Source organism: Pseudomonas sp. FME51, assembly GCF_014897305.1.
This window is the reverse complement of record NZ_JABUYN010000001.1, coordinates 668658-683194: the sequence shown is the minus strand read 5'-3', so window position 1 is coordinate 683194 and position 14537 is coordinate 668658. Positions and strand designations below refer to the sequence as shown.

Below are 14537 nucleotides of genomic sequence, written 5' to 3'. Positions count from 1 at the left end.
CGACAATCTTTATCAAGCCCTTTCAGAAACCAACGATAACGTTGCTGAGCGTGATATTCAAAATCACCTCTTCCAGCAAGCATTACAGGATTATACCAACCAATCCGACTTTGGTACGGGCGGTAAATATACCCGTGCAATCCAAGCCATCACCGCATTTACGCAAGGTATAATGGGCAATAATATTGTTACCGCGATTGCTAATGGTTCAGCACCTTATCTTGCTAATGAAGTGAAAAACCAAATCCAAGGTAATAGTGTTGAAAGTGATATTCAGCGCACGATAGCGCACGGCTTACTGAATGCAGGCCTTGCATTGGCAAAAGGCGAGAATGCAGTAGTGCAAGCCTCTGGCGCAATGGCAGGGGAAACAGTGGGTATTTTATCGCACTCACTTTATGGCAAAACCCCCGAAGAACTCACCGAGACTGAAAAGCAGAATATAAGTGCATGGGCAACGTTAACTTCAGGGGTTGTCGGCGGTTTAATCAGCGATAATAGTGCAGGCGTTGCCAATGCAGCTCAAGCAGGGAAGGTGGTGGTTGAGAATAATGCGATAGGTGCTGCTAAGCCAATCATTAAAGGCCTAGAAAAGGGTTATGAATGGTGCATGAAAAATGCGACCTGTCGAAATGGTCTTATGCAATTAGGGGTAAATTTTGGTTTAACATCAGCGCAAATTCAAGAAGCCATGGATGCTGGAGCTGCTGCCAGAAATGGTGATATAAAAGCCATGAGGAACCTTTCACCGGAACAGGTTGCTTATATTGATGAACAAATAATTCATAACAAAGGGCTCGCAAGGTTAATATTTGGCTCTGAACCTTGGGGTGGTAGGCTTGGTATACCATCACATACTGGTGGTAATCAAATACCAGATCAAGATAGGATTGATACGGGTGGCAATCAGATACCAGACCAAGGGCAGACTGATACTGGAGGAGAGCAAATATCAGTCCAAATTTGGACAGATACTGGTGGTGACCAGATACCTAAGCCAAGAGATAACTTTACAGAAACACCAGTACCTGAAAAACCAACGTTAGATGATCTTGCTTATCTGGACAAAATTACGCAAGGTGAACATGCGGGGATCAGAAATAAAGAGGGTCGGCCAGTTGGTTCCGTCATTAATGATGTTCAGAAATCGAGACCTTCCGATATATTAATACAAGATGATGGTCGTTGGGTTGTAAAAGGTAATGATGGAAGAATACATCTAATTGAGCCTGATGGCGAAGTGGTCACGTCATTTAAAAATAGCGACAAAAATACGGCTCAACGTATTAGAGATGGTCGATGGAATAGACCTAGTAATGAAAAACTAGATGAATTTAAAGAAAAATTTTCTGATTATGTGAGGTGGTAAGATGGATACACTAAAAATTAATTACATACCAGAAGCAGATGTAACTTTATTTGATATTCGTTTATCTGAATCGGAAGTTGTAATTTATACAGATTGCTTAAATTACGTTTTAACTCATTTATCTGATGAGCAAATATATGAAAAAACGGAATGCTCAAATAAACAAGAGTTATCACATTACTTAGCAGATCTAAAAAATCTAATAAAATCAATGGAGAATAGAAGATACCTTCCAGATAGGTACAAAGATCTATAAAAATAATGGCATAGTGGCTATTTAAACAGTGACTATGCCGACAAGTTTTAATCTTTTACCTCAATCAGTTTACTCGTTCTCAGCCAGCTGGATGATCAGTTGTCCAGCTTGGCGAGTGAGGGTATGGAAGTACAAAATGGTTAACTCATCATTTTGATAATAAATTTAATCCTTGGTCTAGTGGGCTTAAAGATCGCCCATTAGTTGTAATGCCATCAATTACAGCTCCGCCGAGTGTATCAGTAGTACCAAGTATTGTTGGAAGTACAATTGGAGCTATTGGTTCCGAAGGTGCGAATAAAATAATTACAGAAGAGTTAAAATCAAAGGATGAGAAATGAAAATATTTATATACTTTTTACTTTGGTCTTTGAGTATGTGTGTAACTGTTTTTTTGACAATAATATTAATTAAACTTCTAGTTAAACTAATGTTATATTTTGAAAAAAACTCGTTTGTTTGGGAATTAAATGATTTTATTGATGCATTAAAAATAGGAGGAGTAATGGGATTGTTTTTAGGAGCCGTAATTTGTTTAGTTAACTATTTAGAATATAAAAGGCACTAATGTGATTTTACAGAATGGCTAATAAAATTAATTCTTAAATTACAGGGGGTATTGATAGATATAACTATTAAGCCCCACAGAGTACATCAATCCTTAACTCCTGAAATTAAAATTGAAGGATATTATGGAAAAACCAATATAACAGGGAAAGTGGACAGATTAGGTAATTTTATAGTAAAACCTGTAACTAATTGGATTGGTAAAATAATAACAAAAGATAATGATCCTGAGTTGAATGAAGTATTGATAAAATATTCAGAGCCAGCAGTTAAGGGAAAGTCTTATATTATGCAGGAAGTATCCGAAATTAGAATTTTTTCTTGAGTAGGTAATATTGGTGATAGCGGGGCTGCGGAAGTTAGTGCAAGTTATATGCAAGACATAATTAATGAAACTGGAGAATAACAATGAAAAGAATATTTCATATTGTTGTACTTATTATAGCATTAATGATTTTATTTACTTTATCATTATTGATTGTTGCAATAGTTACTTATATTAGCATAGATTTATTCTTTTATTTTTATGCAGAAAGACCTATTTCACTTAGTTTAATTGAATTTAAACGAGCGTTAAGAATTAGCATAGGCGGAGGTATACCCGCAGGGATTGGCTTTGGAATTCTCTATATAAAGGAAAATAAAATATAATGATTTTACACTATTTGGTAAAAGTTTTATTTTTAATATATCACCTTGAGTTTAGCTTTGGACGAAATTAATAATACTATGAATATAAAATTAATCGAATTTTTACATTCAGTTTATCCAGAATTACCTATTGATGTTAGCTATATGCGAGGTTATTCTGATGATGAAATAAAAAAAATCGAACGTTTATATGATATCGAAGTGAAAGATCAGTTATATGATTTTTTAACGAGTATAGGGCGTTGTAGTGGTGGTCTTTTTGGCGATGATCCTCTTCTTTTTTATAGAAATCAAAAAACAATAAGAGGAAGTATATTGATGCAATCAGGAATGAGAGAGGAACTCTCTGCTATTCAACAATATGATTTATTAGATAAAAAACCATTTTTTATTGCAGTGGAAAGTTATACTCAATATTTTTTTGTTTTAACAGCATCAGTTACACCTAATATCATTTATCAATATGATGAGAATGAAGAAATTATAGAAGCTACTGAATGGGATCTAAATAGTTATTTAAGGCATATAGTTAATGCTTATACTCGTCACTATGATCTGAATGTGCCTTTTGATCGACATGGTGAGCTTATCATTATTTAATTGCTAAAGATCCCAACTTACAATGGGATCTTCGTTAATGTTATCACTTCCTCTTAGCCGTTCGGATAATCACCCGTCTGGTTTGACGGGTGAGAGTGATGTTGCTACCCACCGTAAACCCTAACTCACTCAGCCAATTACCTCTGATAGTCAGTTTTGGACTTGCAATTATGGACTAATTCTCTGGTGCTAGTTTTTCAAATCTAAATTACGATCAATCTCTATCAAGCCCTTTCAGAAACCCACGATAACGTTACTGAACGTGATATTCAAAATCACCTCTTTCAGCAAGCATTACAGGATTATACCAACCAATCCGACTTTGGTACGGGCGGTAAATATACCCGTGCCATCCAAGCCATCACCGCATTTACGCAAGGTGTAATGGGCAACAATATTGTTACCGCGATTGCTAATGGTTCCGCGCCTTATCTTGCCAACGAAGTGAAAAACCAAATCCAAGGTAATAGTGTTGAAAGTGATATTCAGCGCACGATAGCGCATGGATTATTGAATGCCGGTCTTGCTCTAGCAAAAGGTGAGAATGCCTTAGTGCAAGCCTCTGGCGCAATGACAGGGGAAACAGTGGGTATTTTATCGCACTCACTTTATGGCAAAACTCCCGAAGAACTCACCGAGACTGAAAAGCAGAATATAAGTGCATGGGCAACGTTAACTTCAGGGGTTGTCGGCGGTTTAATCAGCGATAATAGTGCAGGCGTTGCCAATGCAGCTCAAGCTGGGAAAGTGGTGGTTGAGAATAATGTATTTGGTCCTAAAGATCTGCCTTCAGGAATGGCCGATTATGGGCAAGCCATGTCATCACTGGCTATTTCGATGGCACAAAATGATAATAGTATAGAGGACATCAATACTGCGTTAACAAGAGCGACGAAAGGAGTTCACCCTGAGGGGCAAGATCCGGCTTTGGGGATAATGATTGCATGGGGAAATATTACGGGTATACCGCTTGATGTGTTTTTAACACAACAAGAGATGACACTAGAAAAAGCAGCTGAAATAGTGGGAAGTACTCCACCGACTACAACAGCGAAAGCTCTTCAATTTATAGCAGCAAAAACCTATTTGGCATTTGTTAAAGGTGGGCAGTCAATTCCGAAGTGGGAAGGCGGTGAATATCTACATGATTTTAAACCATCATCTACGCCTTTAGAATTAATTCAGGAGCAAGGTGGCAATGGCTTCAAAACAGCCTATATACGAATGGATCATATTCTTAATGGAGAAGTAAAAGTATATAAAAATGGTTTTCAAAAAGCAGGTGGAGGCCATTATTTAAGAGATCCAAATGTAAGGGTTGATAAATGGACAGCTATACCAGATATAAATGGTGTCTCAAAAGGGTATATATCAGTAAGAAATGAAGTAACAGGAAAATGGATAAAAAAGCAAAGTGAAACAACATTTTTCCCTGAACATTGGTCTAAGCGACAAACCGCTCAGGAAATAGAGAGTGCATTTAAAAATTCATCACCAGATTCTCTTAGAAAGGAAGTATGGCAAGGGGTATCGTCCTCGGGAGTTAAAATTGAAGGGTATTATGGAAAACCCGATGGAACAGGTGCAACTGCTTGGCCAGTATATAATGGTAGGAAACAATGATATGTATAGCAGAAAAATATACTTAAGATGGAGCCAATTCCATCAACATTATGCTCCATCTGGTATGAACACTAATGAAGATATTAGAAGAATACCAAAACAAGGTTATGGAGTTTGTGAAATAGCTGCTTGGTTGTCCGATGATATCCAATATTCTATTAACTCAATTGATATTTGGATAAGAAATTTTTCTGATTTTATTGAAGGAAAATTAGCAGATGGTTGCTTCGGTATGGGGAACGCCCATTGGGTTTTAGCTGTACAAGATAAAGTTTTTATCGGTTGTGAGTATGTAATTGAACAGCAGGTTATACTCACAATTGAACAAATTCTTTATGTGCTGGAACAGTATCGTCAATTTTTAGAAGCAGATTATACTAATCCTCAAATTCAGCTAGAACCCATTGATGTTGAATATATTGCGGAAGGTGACGTGGCGGTAAAGTTATATGAATCACTAGAAGGTTCGTATGGAATGCCTTATTGATGAGTTTTAAAGAAAATCCCAACGGTGGAAAGTATTTCAAAGTGTTGGGATTTCTTTTTTAATCGTCAACTTACAGGTATTGTAAATAATTCGGTGTATTTACCTTACACACTTTCTGATGCCCAGATTTAGTTGACCACTTCACAACGGTCCAGTTTTGTAAGAGAGGGTGTAGTGTGTTCTAACCTATAACCCTAACCTATTCATACTCTTATCACTGATAGTCAGTTATGGACTAAGTTGGATTTATCTTCATTTGTAATAAATGCATTAACCGTATTATCTGGCAATAACCTTTCTGGCGCACTGCAAGCGGAGCCTTCCATTACCTTGGTTACCGCAATCAAAAACTGCACCACCAATACCACCACGGGGGAAGTCGATATTTTCACTAATACCTTAGTCCTTATCTTTTAAGTGCAGTTACAGCAGAAGCTAAAATAATCAGTTAGATACAGGTACATTAGGCTTTAGTGATATCCATAACTATGCAGAATATAAAGTTGAGCATCAATCTGGTGGTGTAAGTACTTCAGGTGGCGTTGAAGGGAATATGCTGGCGAATATGGGGCATGCATTAGCGATGGCAGGCAACCATAGTGACAGCGCTGAAAACACCACTCAATCTGCGGTATCACAAGGGACATGGACAGTGCGTGATAGCGACAATCAACAGCAAGATATCGCGCAATTAAGCCAAGATACGGATAATGCTCACAGCACGTTAAATAAGATTTTCGATAAAGAAAAAGAGCAAAATCGTCAACAAAAACAACAATTAGTGGGCGAAATTGGGGCGCAAGTTATCGACTTAGCCACCACGGTTGATACTATTCGTGGTACGAACCAAGCGAAAGCTGATTCAAAACTCAATAATCTTTCTGATACGGCCTACGACAATCTCTATCAAGCCCTTTCAGAAACCAACGATAACGTTACTGAGCGTGATATTCAGAATCACCTCTTTCAACAAGCCTTACAGGATTATACCAACCAATCCGACTTTGGTACGGGCGGTAAATACACCCGTGCAATTCAAGCTATTACCGCATTTACGCAAGGTGTAATGGGCAATAATATTGTTACCGCGATTGCTAATGGTTCCGCGCCTTATCTTGCTAACGAAGTAAAAAACCAAATTCAAGGTAACAGTGTTGAAAGTGATATTCAGCGCACGATAGCGCACGGCTTACTGAATGCAGGCCTTGCACTGGCAAAAGGTGAGAATGCAGTAGTGCAAGCTTCTGGCGCAATGACAGGGGAAACAGTGGGTATTTTATCGCACTCATTTTATGGCAAAACCCCCGAAAAACTCACCGAAACTGAAAAGCAGAATATAAGTGGATGGGCAACGTTAGCTTCCGGTATTGTCGGCGGTTTAATCAGCGATAATAGTGCAGGCGTTGCCAATGCTGCTCAAGCAGGGAAGGTGGTGGTTGAGAATAACTTTTTGAGTACGAATCAATTAGAAAATTTTGCCCATCAGGCAAGAAATTGTGTTGGTGATGAATGTCAGAAAATTATTCGTGATATGGTAGATACCAATGTCAAGCAACAGGAAGAAATAAAGCAGATTTGTTCAACCTCGCCAGAGCAGTGTCGGCAAAAGTATGGCTATTTAGTTGAGCAATGGAATGCTTTCGATACAGCAATAAAACATCTTGCAGCAGACAAATCGTTACCTGATGAATTTCGTGATTATCTGCCTGCAGTGTATATGTTGAGTATGGATGCGACAGGGATCACAGTCGAACATCAGTGGGCTAAACGATTTGAGGCAATGGGGCTTGAACCAGAAGCAGCCGGTTTGATAGCGATGGCACTTCCCGGAATGATTAATGGTGGAAGTGGTAAAGGTAATCGTGGAACAACAGATAAACGAATCAATAACACCAAGTTAGAATCAGAAAAAAATGCGCTAAATAGAATTGGTGAGAATTCAAACAATACTAAAAATCTTGGTCAGAAAGAAGTTAACTCAGTTTATAATAAACAGCTGATTATAAATGCAGAAAAAATATCAACTGCGAAGCCTGGTCTGCAAACTGCTATTCCCCGAGATCTGAATGAGCAAACATTTTGGAAATCAGTTCAATCTAAGCCACTACAAGGTAAAGAGTTACCTGGGCTTAATAATGATCCTCGTTTTCCTACATCAGCTGGATTCCAAAAAATGGAAGCGAAACATAGACTCCCAGATGGTCAAACTATAACAATGCATTACCAGTATAACTCAACGACTGGTAAAGCTTACGATATGAAAATTACTACACCTCAGAGGGTTCAACAAGATCCGAAACAAGTTGTAGATACAATAAAGGATAATATTAAATGAGAATACAAGAATCGAGCGGTGAACTGATTGATGTGTTTGCTATTTATTGGATAAACAATAAATCATTATGTCTTGGTTTGCCTAAAGGTTATGGTGGATTGTCTGTTTATGATTTATCAGAGGTTGATCTAATAGAATCGAAACTTATTGGTACATTAATTTACTTCCAAAATGATGGTGCTGGTTCTGGCGTATATCATTGGGCTTTAATCGAAGAATCATTATTAGATGACTTGCTTGAATTAGATGAAACCGCCTATAAAAGATTTTTAGAGATATTAAAATCAGAAGGTCAGTTAGACGATAATTTTTATTGATAATAGATCCCTGCATTCACAGGGATCTCCCTTAACCCCTTACTTCTTTGCCAATCGGATAATCAACTTCCCAGCTTGGCGGGTGAGGGGGTAGTGGCTACCTACCTCAAACCCTAGCTCACTCAACCACTTACCACTGAAAGCCAGTTTCGGGTTGGGGCGGGTACCTCGGTTAGGGGTATAACCCACTGTATAGTGTCTGGTTTTAACCTCCTATACTTTAGCTGTCTGTGTTTTTACACTAAAATCGCGCTTAGCAATAGGGACTACCTTCGTTAGTTGCGCAAGTTATCGACTTAGCCACCACGGTTGATACTATTCGTGGTACGAACCAAGCGAAAGCCGATTCAAAACTCGATAATCTTTGTGATACGGCTTACGACAATCTCTATCAAGCTCTTTCAGAAACTAACGATAACGTTACTGAGCGTGATATTCAAAATCACCTCTTCCAGCAAGCATTACAGGATTATACCAACCAATCTGACTTTGGTACTGGGGGTAAATACACCCGTGCAATCCAAGCCATCACCGCATTTACGCAAGGTGTAATGGGCAACAATATTGTTACCGCGATTGCTAATGGTTCCGCGCCTTATCTTGCTAATGAAGTGAAAAACCAAATTCAAGGTAACAGTGTTGAAAGTGATATTCAGCGCACGATAGCGCACGGCTTACTGAATGCAGGCCTTGCACTGGCAAAAGGTGAGAATGCAGTAGTACAGGCCTCTGGCGCAATGACAGGGGAAACAGTGGGTATTTTATCGCACTCACTTTATGGCAAAACTCCCGAAGAACTCACTGAGACTGAAAAGCAGAATATAAGTGCATGGGCAACGTTAACTTCAGGGATTATCGGCGGTTTAATCAGCGATAATAGCGCAGGCGTTGCCAATGCAGCTCGTTCGACTCAATTAGAACAATCTATGAGGCGTTTAGGTATTTCAACAGATGAAAAAGGTGCTAAATTTTTAATGGTTCACCTCTCAAATGTACCTAAGACACAAGGAAACATTATAAAAGTATATAGTGATAATTATGGTAAATATGAAGTTAGGGAATCATTATTATTTGGTCCGTCAGGTAAAGTAACAAAATTAGAAACATCATTTGAAATCATGCCTGATGGAACTCGACGGTTTGTAACAACAATACCAAAAGAAGGAAGAAAATAATGTTTATTGAATCTCATCCTGATGATTTAGCTCTACTTTCGTTTTTTGAAAGTGAACCGACATTAGTTGATCATTTGGATCGGCATTTTGCATATGAATTTACAGATAATAATGGAGTTCACCTAGTATTTTCTTTTAGTATATTAGAAGGATGGATACAAACAGTATTAGAATTTAATGGGAATGAAATCGCAAGGCACCTCAGTGAAAGTGTAAATAAATTTATGATAAAAGAAGATATGGCTGGTGAATATTTATATTCTGAAATAGTCTTAGAAGATATAAGAACAAAAGTTGAGATAAGAGTAAAACCGTTTATATCCATAAAATGGGGAACGTTGATTAGATAAGAGCATCGAGCAGCAATAGAAAAGATGCTAAATCATGTGTACTTATATGACCTATTCACTGGTAATTTAGATGATATATCGGATTCGGTTTTTTTGCAGTTATACAAAGTAATGCAGTGTTCTTGGGAAATGTCGCTCAAAAAAGTATTTCCAACAAAAGAATTTGTAATTGAACTTTATAACTCAGAATCAGATTACGGGCCATCTTTGACGTTCTATCAAAAAAATAAATTGTAGGTTCTATTTATCTCCCCTCAGTTAGCCGGATAATCCACTGTCCGGCTTGGCGAGTGAGGGAGTAACTTTTAGTTTCAACTCATAAATCATCAAGCACTGGTGGTTAGTTATCGACTTAGCAACTACGGTTGATACTCTTCGTGGCACGAACCAAGCGAAAGCCGATTCAGAATCACCTCTTTCAACAAGCCTTACAGGATTATACCAACCGATCCGACTTTGGCACGGGGGGTAAATACACCCGTGCAATCCAAGCTATCACCACATTTACGCAAGGTGTGATGGGCAATATTGAAGGTTAATGCACTGGAGTTGGTAAATTAACTTAAGAATCATCTTAATTTAATGTGATCTTATATATCAAATGACCATTTATAAGAAAAAATAACTCTTTTTAAGGGTAGTTTACGTAATTTGAAATTATACAAATAGTCTTATAAAGATAATATTTGGGTTTTTATATTGATATGTAAATATAAATTAGAGTGTTAAGTTAGTAATATAATTAATTTGTTTTTAACTTGCAGATGATAATTGTATCAGGCTGTATTTATTGATGTTTTTTTAAATTACACTTTTATAGAAATAAACTATCGCTTAATAATATTATATTGGAATAACCAATTTTCTTTAATTAATAAGAGTTTATATGCTATCGCATGGCTATATTTAATTATAAACACAGAGGTATTTCATGAATAAAACGTTTCTAAATACATCATTAATAGTTGTATTAAGTTTAACGACATGCACCGTCTTTTCTGCTGACAATACGGGTACTGTAAATTTCAATGGCGAATTGACCGACACAAGTTGTAAGGTTGATATAGAAGGTCAAGGTCCTAATGCTCTCATTATATTGCCAACAGTGAGTACAAATACCTTATCTCAAGCAGGACAAGTAACGGGTCGTACCTCTTTTAATATGAACCTTTATGATTGTAATTTTGAGGAGAATGCTGTCGTCACTCGAGCGGCTGTCAATGCATTTGTTCATGGAAAAGTTTCTGCTTTCTTTGAGACAGGCGCTACTGTTGACCAAGCAGTTGGTCGCTTAAAAAATATGGATACATCACCAACTGGTGCAACGTTTGTTCAATTGCAGTTATTGGATGGTAGTAATGGTTTTACTCCTATAAAAGTAGGTAATACTAAACAAGTCACTGATACTACTTATGTGAATATAAAAGATAAGAAAGCAACACTACCTTATGCTGTCGAATACTATGCAATCGGTGAAACTACCGCAGGTAAAGTAAGTAGTAGTGTTGTTTATACTCTGCAATATAAATAGTTATTATATTAATATAGAGGAGTCAAACTCCTCTATATTCACGATTCACGTATAAAATTAACAATCAATAGAAAGTATTTCTTCTTTTTGCCTGCGTTCCTCTTCCGCTTTCTGCGCTTCTTCCATCTGCACATGCTCACTTTATAGATTGATTGTTCTGGCATCTGTACACGCACGGAAATAAAACGATCGTCAGGAATATCAATCGGAACCTCAGCGCTGTAACCGTCAATTTTATTATTGGCAAATTTAGGCGCACTAGAGTGAGTTCGGTGATATGTCTTAACTCGAATAGGACCATCTTTACTTAATTGACTATTTTAAAACCAATACAAAACGACTTAAAATAAATTTAAGTTGATTATCAAAAGCGCGATCCATTTTATAAGAATCAGATTTACACTCTTTTTTTGCTGAAAAATAATTAATAGAGTAATAGCGTAGTTTTTCTGCTAATACTTTTCTTTCATCATCAGTTGTATTAACACCTTGATATTTGATTAAATCATTATTAAATATTTTAATAAAATCATTCAGTTGTTGGCAATCTGTCGTTAATTGAATCGCAGGATAAAAAAGATAGGCATCTTTTACTGTTCTGTTTGTTTGTTGGTAATCTGTAGCTGGTGTTATCGTAATACCGTCATTAGCCTTGATATATTTAATATAATCATCTTCACGGAAAAGTTTACCAGTAATAAGTAATGCTGATTTTGCACGATAACCATCTAAATAATCTTCATTAACGTCAACAACCCATTCATAGGTATCACCTATTTTTTCGACAATAAGGTTATCAAATTTAAGAAAATATCCGGAATATAAAACACCTTGTATGGTGTCTGTGTTTTTATATGAAAATAGCATCTCTTTAGCTGTTTTTTCATAATCTAAACCGTCATTTTCAACTTTATAGAAAACGTAGTTAATGTAATAAGGTGACATTGTAGGATTGATCATCCCACCTCGACTATTTTCATAAAGGTAAAAATGAGCAGTTTCATTTTGGTAGGTGACCGCGTGTGTTCCTTTTATTAATTCAATTTTTTCGTATGTTCGAGGAGATAAGGTATAAGTATTATTATCGACTTGAACTGTAATGGCTTCATCAGTAGGGTTATCGATAGTAAAGGCTATTTTCTTTGCAAATAAGTCACACCCACTGAGAACCAATATAATGCTTAAAAAGGCTATTTTTTTTAACATAAGTCATCCTTGTTAATTTTAAAATATAAATCTAATTTTCTAGTGTAAATACATGTTTTTTTGAGTTTATTAAATAATAAAGTGGTTTATATTAGCATATCTCAAAATAGATGACTTTATTGAGACTATAAAAATAAAATTTTGTTTTAAAGTGTCAAAAAATAAATATTTATGGATAAATATATTTTTTTTGGATAGGGATGATGTAAAAAAAGAATATTATTATTTTATGATGTAGTGTGAAAATATTGAACATTTTTGTTTTATCATATTAAGAATGTTGGTATGAGAAAATAGTGTAAAAACCTAACTCAATTTATCCGTTAGGTTTTTATTTATATTAATGTATTATGCTTAGCATAATTTAGAATGAATAGAGAGAATCTTTAGACTCTTTTAATTTTTGTGCTAATTCAGAGGCTTCATATCGTTCTGTTACTATTTCTATATAAGATGCACTTTCTGTCGATTCAGCAACTTCAAGTGCTTTATTTAACTCATTAATTGTTGTGACTTTTTCACAATGCCAATCTTTTGCACCAAAGGCTTTAGGTAATAAGTGATAATTCCATTGTGCCAGATCGTTATAATAGGCTTCTGGATAATCACATAATAATCGTTCGATTAAATAACCATCATTATTTAAAACAAGAATGATTGGTTTTAATCCAAACCGAACGAATTGGCTAATTTCTTGTACTGTGAGTTGATGTGAACCTTCACCCGTAATTAAGATAATCCGTTTTTCAGGTGCTGCAAGGGCGGCACCAAAGGATGCAGGTGTTGCCCAACCAATAGAACCCCATAATGTTTGATTATGAAATTGTGCAGCTGCTGGTAATAAGGCGAAACCTAATCCCATTGAGAAAGTGCCTGTTTCAGCGATAATAATATCGTTAGGCTTAAAGAATTTTTCTAATCGAGGATAGAGATATTGAGCTGTAATTTCACCATTATTAGAGAAAATAGCGTCACCTAATCCCTTGGCTTTTATCTGATGATAAGTTTTATTTGGTAGTCGTTTTGTTAGCTCTGAGAGAATATCCTCCATGTAAATAGAAGAGTAGATAACAGAATCAATGACAACATATTCTGGCATGATACTGATAAATTGTTCTGGTTTAATATCAGCAGTAAAGCTGCCTGTATTAAAATCAGTCATTATTGCACCAATTCCTACTACATATTCGCTATTTTCGACAAATTCTCTGACATCAGGTGTCATTAATTTACCATCATACATACCAATATATTGATGATTAGACTCACTTAATATACTTTTATCCATAAACATAGTGGCATAAGGTAAGCCTGTTTTATTAATAAACAGTTGAACATTATCTGATAAGCCTAAACGTGAGGATAAAATACCAGGCAATACACAAATACTATTGCTGTGTATAAGCTTTTCAATAATGGTTGATACGACTTTTTCTAGTGCCTTTTTGTCGCTTGTTGGCTTTTTAGGTATTGTAACTGATGTATTCTCTATCACTGGCATCATGGCATAATCAGACGGTAAACCAATATAAACAGGGCGACGTTCTTTTAATGCTGTGGTAATTAAACGCTCTATTTCAGCGATACAATTTTCAGGTGTTAATATTGCATGAGCACAAGCAAGACGTTGGCCTAATTGATAAAAAATATCAAAGTCGCCATTACCTAATGTATGGTGAACGAGACGCTTACTTTTTTGTACACCACTTGTTGGCATACCGACTAAATGAAAGATCGGTAGATTTTCTGCATAAGAACCCGCTATAGCATTAATTGCGCTTAATTCACCGACACCAAATGTTGTTGATAGCGCGGCCATACCTTTAATTCGAGCATAGCCATCAGCCGCATAAGCTGCATTTAATTCGTTACAGTTACCAATCCAACGCATATGGCTACTATTACAAATAGTGTCTTCAATAGGAAAAGCATAATCGCCCGCAACACCGAAAATATCACTGATTCCTAAATCATATAAACGGTTTAAAATATATTCAACGACAGTCTTCTTCACGTTATCTCCAAATATTTAAAATAATAATCAATTAAATAATAGTTATACTTTTAGAT

Annotated in this window: 15 protein-coding genes and 1 pseudogene; 12 read left to right on the top strand and 4 right to left on the bottom strand. The window is 36.2% G+C overall.

Annotation, left to right across the window (positions count from 1 at the left end):
- The first annotated feature begins 172 nt into the window (after positions 1-172).
- The 5 genes from INT39_RS03285 (at position 173) to INT39_RS03265 (ending at position 3443) form a co-directional block, all read left to right on the top strand.
- Positions 173-1369, top strand: a complete 1197-nt coding sequence (locus tag INT39_RS03285; RefSeq protein ID WP_193014341.1) for a VENN motif pre-toxin domain-containing protein — start codon at positions 173-175, stop codon at positions 1367-1369.
- 1 nt (position 1370) lies between these two features.
- Complete coding sequence (locus INT39_RS03280; RefSeq protein ID WP_166541448.1) at positions 1371-1625, top strand: hypothetical protein; 255 nt, start codon at positions 1371-1373, stop codon at positions 1623-1625.
- Between the two features lie 619 nt (positions 1626-2244).
- Entirely contained in the window at positions 2245-2517 is a 273-nt protein-coding gene (locus tag INT39_RS03275; protein ID WP_193014342.1) for a hypothetical protein, read from the top strand.
- A gap of 83 nt (positions 2518-2600) precedes the next feature.
- Positions 2601-2843, top strand: a complete 243-nt coding sequence (locus tag INT39_RS03270; RefSeq protein WP_193014343.1) for a hypothetical protein — start codon at positions 2601-2603, stop codon at positions 2841-2843.
- Between the two features lie 57 nt (positions 2844-2900).
- Positions 2901-3443, top strand: a complete 543-nt coding sequence (locus INT39_RS03265) for a hypothetical protein (RefSeq protein WP_226893906.1) — start codon at positions 2901-2903, stop codon at positions 3441-3443.
- 43 nt (positions 3444-3486) lie between these two features.
- On the opposite strand, the gene INT39_RS22935 is transcribed toward INT39_RS03265, so the two are convergent.
- A complete protein-coding gene (locus tag INT39_RS22935; protein WP_226893930.1) occupies positions 3487-3597 on the bottom strand; it encodes a SymE family type I addiction module toxin in 111 nt (36 codons plus the stop codon).
- A gap of 230 nt (positions 3598-3827) precedes the next feature.
- Between INT39_RS22935 and INT39_RS03255 the strand changes: the two genes are divergently transcribed.
- The 4 genes from INT39_RS03255 to INT39_RS03240 all read left to right on the top strand — a co-directional run bounded on the left by INT39_RS03255 (position 3828) and on the right by INT39_RS03240 (position 8205).
- Positions 3828-5066, top strand: coding sequence for an EndoU domain-containing protein (locus INT39_RS03255; protein WP_193014344.1), 1239 nt, complete (start codon positions 3828-3830; stop codon positions 5064-5066).
- On the top strand, positions 5017-5553 hold the full coding sequence (locus INT39_RS03250; RefSeq protein ID WP_226893907.1) for a hypothetical protein: 537 nt from the start codon (positions 5017-5019) through the stop codon (positions 5551-5553). The genes INT39_RS03255 and INT39_RS03250 overlap by 50 nt, the downstream gene beginning before the upstream one ends.
- 553 nt (positions 5554-6106) lie before the next feature.
- Positions 6107-7888, top strand: a complete 1782-nt coding sequence (locus INT39_RS03245; RefSeq protein ID WP_193014346.1) for a VENN motif pre-toxin domain-containing protein — start codon at positions 6107-6109, stop codon at positions 7886-7888.
- Complete coding sequence (locus INT39_RS03240; protein ID WP_193014347.1) at positions 7885-8205, top strand: hypothetical protein; 321 nt, start codon at positions 7885-7887, stop codon at positions 8203-8205. Before INT39_RS03245 ends, INT39_RS03240 begins: the two co-directional genes overlap by 4 nt.
- Before the next feature lie 39 nt (positions 8206-8244).
- Here the strand turns inward: INT39_RS03240 and INT39_RS22930 are convergent.
- Positions 8245-8397, bottom strand: a pseudogene (locus INT39_RS22930) (SymE family type I addiction module toxin); the annotation flags it as partial.
- A 359-nt stretch (positions 8398-8756) separates the two neighbouring features.
- Here INT39_RS22930 and INT39_RS03230 point away from each other — a divergent pair.
- From INT39_RS03230 to INT39_RS03220, 3 genes are all read left to right on the top strand, one after another.
- Complete coding sequence (locus INT39_RS03230; RefSeq protein ID WP_193014349.1) at positions 8757-9380, top strand: VENN motif pre-toxin domain-containing protein; 624 nt, start codon at positions 8757-8759, stop codon at positions 9378-9380.
- Positions 9380-9730, top strand: coding sequence for a hypothetical protein (locus tag INT39_RS03225; RefSeq protein ID WP_166539417.1), 351 nt, complete (start codon positions 9380-9382; stop codon positions 9728-9730). Before INT39_RS03230 ends, INT39_RS03225 begins: the two co-directional genes overlap by 1 nt.
- Positions 9731-10661: 931 nt before the next feature.
- Positions 10662-11261 (top strand): fimbrial protein, encoded by a 600-nt coding sequence (locus INT39_RS03220; protein ID WP_193014350.1) that lies wholly within the window; start codon positions 10662-10664, stop codon positions 11259-11261.
- A 315-nt stretch (positions 11262-11576) separates the two neighbouring features.
- On the opposite strand, the gene INT39_RS03215 is transcribed toward INT39_RS03220, so the two are convergent.
- Both INT39_RS03215 and INT39_RS22770 read right to left on the bottom strand, forming a co-directional pair.
- Positions 11577-12467 (bottom strand): hypothetical protein, encoded by an 891-nt coding sequence (locus INT39_RS03215; RefSeq protein WP_193014351.1) that lies wholly within the window; start codon positions 12465-12467, stop codon positions 11577-11579.
- Positions 12468-12831: 364 nt separating this feature from the next.
- Positions 12832-14481, bottom strand: a complete 1650-nt coding sequence (locus INT39_RS22770; protein ID WP_193014352.1) for an alpha-keto acid decarboxylase family protein — start codon at positions 14479-14481, stop codon at positions 12832-12834.
- Positions 14482-14537 lie beyond the last annotated feature (56 nt).

What these genes read in the sequence shown, in the direction of transcription:
- INT39_RS03285 (WP_193014341.1), top strand. Translation starts at nt 173, where the DNA reads ATGGGCAATAATATTGTTACCGCGATTGCTAATGGTTCAGCACCTTAT.
- INT39_RS03280 (WP_166541448.1), top strand. Translation starts at nt 1,371, where the DNA reads ATGGATACACTAAAAATTAATTACATACCAGAAGCAGATGTAACTTTA.
- INT39_RS03270 (WP_193014343.1), top strand. Translation starts at nt 2,601, where the DNA reads ATGAAAAGAATATTTCATATTGTTGTACTTATTATAGCATTAATGATT.
- INT39_RS03255 (WP_193014344.1), top strand. Translation starts at nt 3,828, where the DNA reads ATGGGCAACAATATTGTTACCGCGATTGCTAATGGTTCCGCGCCTTAT.
- INT39_RS03250 (WP_226893907.1), top strand. Translation starts at nt 5,017, where the DNA reads ATGGAACAGGTGCAACTGCTTGGCCAGTATATAATGGTAGGAAACAAT.
- INT39_RS03245 (WP_193014346.1), top strand. Translation starts at nt 6,107, where the DNA reads ATGCTGGCGAATATGGGGCATGCATTAGCGATGGCAGGCAACCATAGT.
- INT39_RS03240 (WP_193014347.1), top strand. Translation starts at nt 7,885, where the DNA reads ATGAGAATACAAGAATCGAGCGGTGAACTGATTGATGTGTTTGCTATT.
- INT39_RS03230 (WP_193014349.1), top strand. Translation starts at nt 8,757, where the DNA reads ATGGGCAACAATATTGTTACCGCGATTGCTAATGGTTCCGCGCCTTAT.
- INT39_RS03225 (WP_166539417.1), top strand. Translation starts at nt 9,380, where the DNA reads ATGTTTATTGAATCTCATCCTGATGATTTAGCTCTACTTTCGTTTTTT.
- INT39_RS03220 (WP_193014350.1), top strand. Translation starts at nt 10,662, where the DNA reads ATGAATAAAACGTTTCTAAATACATCATTAATAGTTGTATTAAGTTTA.
- INT39_RS03215 (WP_193014351.1), bottom strand. Translation starts at nt 12,467, where the DNA reads ATGTTAAAAAAAATAGCCTTTTTAAGCATTATATTGGTTCTCAGTGGG.